We start from the raw sequence: 2,713 nt of genomic DNA on the forward strand, positions 1-2,713 counted from the left end.
TCGTACCAGAAGGCCGACCCGCCTGCAAAACCCTTTACACATGGCTCGAAATGTCTCAAAAACTCTATACGTGAAAGGGGCTACCCAGGGGAGGCCGCCCAGGGGGTGAAAGATTTTACACCTAATGATCGGGATGTGCCGTGGCGCGGTGGGTCGTGGGCTTGGGGTAGCACGCGTGTTCGCTGCGGGGCGCGGGACTGGCCTCTTCCCGACATCCCGATCAACAACCTGGGTTTTCGGGTGGTGGTGTCCCCCCCTTGATTTTTTTGTGGGGGCACGGCGTCGCCGTGCCCGTACGGGCACGGCGGGGCGGCAGCGCGGCACAGGGCGGCGGCTGTACGGGCACGGCGACGCCGTGCCCTTCCTTCCATGGGGCACGGCGGGCGGGAGCGGCGGCGGCGGGGGCACGGCAGCGCCGTGCCCGTACGGGGGGCAGGGCGGCGGCTGTCGGGGCACGGCTTGCCCGTGCCCCGACAGCCGCCGGGTGTGGTGCGTGAAGTAGGGGCGCAGCAGCCCATGGCCCGCCGGTTGTAACAGGCTCCCTCCTCTCACGGCTGCGCCCACCGGCCTTTCCCGATGATCCGCCAGTGATCCGCTGATGCTTGTATGCTATACTGGTGGACAGAATGCCTCGCTTGGAGCAAGGAGCAGTGGTGTATGACCAGAGAAATCGTGTTGCCAACGCGCTCGCTGGAGGACTTCCGCAGCGAGCAGATGATGTCCCGCGAAGAGTGGGCTCGCCACCTCGGCATGACGGAACAGACCTACCGCCGCCTGTTGGCCGCCCCGCAGACCGTCCGGCCCGTGACCAAGCGGCGGGCTCGGGAGATCCTGGGGGTGAGCCCCTACGACGTGCGCGAGTTCTACCCGACCCCGTCGCCTGCGCGGGTGGCCGCTGCCATCGCTGCGTATCGGCAGGGCAATGCGGAGGGTTGGATTGCCACTGACCCGACCACGGGGGAGCCGACGGGCGAACGCTTCGACGGCGACGGCCGGTTGATGGAAGGGTAACGGCGTGCGGCCCCTCACTTGGGCGCGAGTCAACTATGCCATGCGGGCCTGGCAGGTCAGGCAGCAGATGAGCGCGGACGAGCGCTCGTTGCTGGACAGTGCCCTTGCATTTATCAAACATGGCCCTGAGGATGGCCTCGTGGTGGGGACGGACGAGGGGGACGGCACGGTCATCCGCCAGGTTTCGGTACGCCAGATCCACGTGCAGTACGCCGTGAAGCTGTGGCAAGTTGGCCGAGTGCTGCTGATCACGATGATTGAAAGCAGGCACTGGGAGCCGTTGGACGACGGGCCGACGCTTAGCTCGCAGGGCCGACGCTAGGGCGGCGGCTTGCGGCGGGTTCCCGAAGGTCAGCGCACGTACCAGGGGCGCGGCGCGGGCGCTGCCTTCGTCGGGGTTGGGAGAGGGGGGTATCTTGGGGTGGCGGCGCGAAAACGACGACGGGAGAGCGCTGCCTGCGGCGATGTGTGGGCGCGGGGCGACCGTGTGACCGCAGCCCTCAACGGTTGCGATCCTTCTGATCATCAGCAGGGCATGCCTGAGGCCAGGTACGGCGGATGACGAAAGCGACACCGATGACGCACGACGATTTGATGGTACTGGTGAGCAAACTCCGCGCCCTCGCCCAGGAATGGGGTGCAGCGGCGGCGCACGCTGCGCTGGCAACGAACACCACGCTGACAGCGGCGCAACGCACCTTCGTCGAAGCCGAGGTGTTCGGTGAAGCGACGCCAGCGGGCGGTGGTGATACGATCACCGCAGGCAATGTCACCCAGAGCACGGCTGCCATCGGCCAAGGGGCCACGGCGCAGACGGAAGGCTCGCTCACGGTGAGCGGCACCGTCTACGGCCCGGCGGTCGCGCTGAACCTGGGCACGATCATCTACGGGCGTGATCCGCGTGACGACGAGCGGCGACGGTTGATCTGGTACCTCGACGCGCTGGCGAATGATCTGCGTACCCTGCCGTTGCGTGGCCTGGATACGCAATTAGCGGGGGCGCAGGGCTTGGATCTAGCGCGGGTCTATGTGCTGCTGGCGACGACGACGCTCCTGCCGCTGGCGACCGGTTCGCGGGAAACCGTGCGCCGCTACTTTGCTGATGACGCGTTGACGAAGCCGGCGGAAGCGTATGATCCGGAGCACGTGTTGCCGATCGAAGCCGTCTTGCACATCATTCCGCTCGATGCGGAACGCGACAGTCCCGGCCTCATCCTGCATCGGGCGCAGGCGGCGACGGAGGCACTGTATGCCCATCCGCAGCTAGTCTTGCTCGGCGATCCGGGCAGCGGCAAGAGTACCTTCGTGCGGCATCTGGCCTGGGCGCTGGCGCGGCGCGGGTTGGATCAGGCTGACCCGGCGACGGCCTTGTCAGGATGGGACACCGCCCCACCGCTGCTCCCCGTGCTGCTGCCGCTGCGTCGGCTGGCCGGAGCGTTGGCGAATGCGGCGGTGGACGCGCAGACCGTGGTGACGCTGCTGCGTGCAACTATCGCCGGATACGGGGTGGCGCAGCCCGAGGATCTGCTGACCGATGCGCTGGTGCGCGGCGCAGTCATCCTCCTGCTCGATGGGTTGGATGAAGTGCTGCTGGAGCCGACCGCGCAGGCCGCCGAGCGGGCGACTGTTAAATGTCAACTAGATTTGCCGCCTGGTGTCAACTAGATTTGCCGGTTCCCGCTCCCTTCCCTCGTGACCTGCG

General features: G+C 67.0%; 3 protein-coding genes. All 3 read left to right on the plus strand.

The window, feature by feature from the left end; translation table 11 throughout:
* The first annotated feature begins 657 nt into the window (after positions 1–657).
* The 3 genes from A9Q02_RS21280 (at position 658) to A9Q02_RS21290 (ending at position 2,676) form a co-directional block, all read left to right on the plus strand.
* Complete coding sequence (locus tag A9Q02_RS21280) at positions 658–1,011, plus strand: hypothetical protein (RefSeq protein ID WP_097655090.1); 354 nt, start codon at positions 658–660, stop codon at positions 1,009–1,011.
* 4 nt (positions 1,012–1,015) lie between these two features.
* Positions 1,016–1,333 (plus strand): hypothetical protein, encoded by a 318-nt coding sequence (locus tag A9Q02_RS21285; RefSeq protein ID WP_097655091.1) that lies wholly within the window; start codon positions 1,016–1,018, stop codon positions 1,331–1,333.
* 236 nt (positions 1,334–1,569) lie between these two features.
* Positions 1,570–2,676: a hypothetical protein gene (locus A9Q02_RS21290; RefSeq protein ID WP_097655092.1), complete on the plus strand. Its 1,107-nt coding sequence runs from the start codon at positions 1,570–1,572 to the stop codon at positions 2,674–2,676.
* Positions 2,677–2,713: the final 37 nt, after the last annotated feature.

Origin of the sequence: Candidatus Chloroploca asiatica (genome assembly GCF_002532075.1) — a bacterium.
GTDB classification, from domain to species: Bacteria; Chloroflexota; Chloroflexia; order Chloroflexales; family Chloroflexaceae; genus Chloroploca; species Chloroploca asiatica.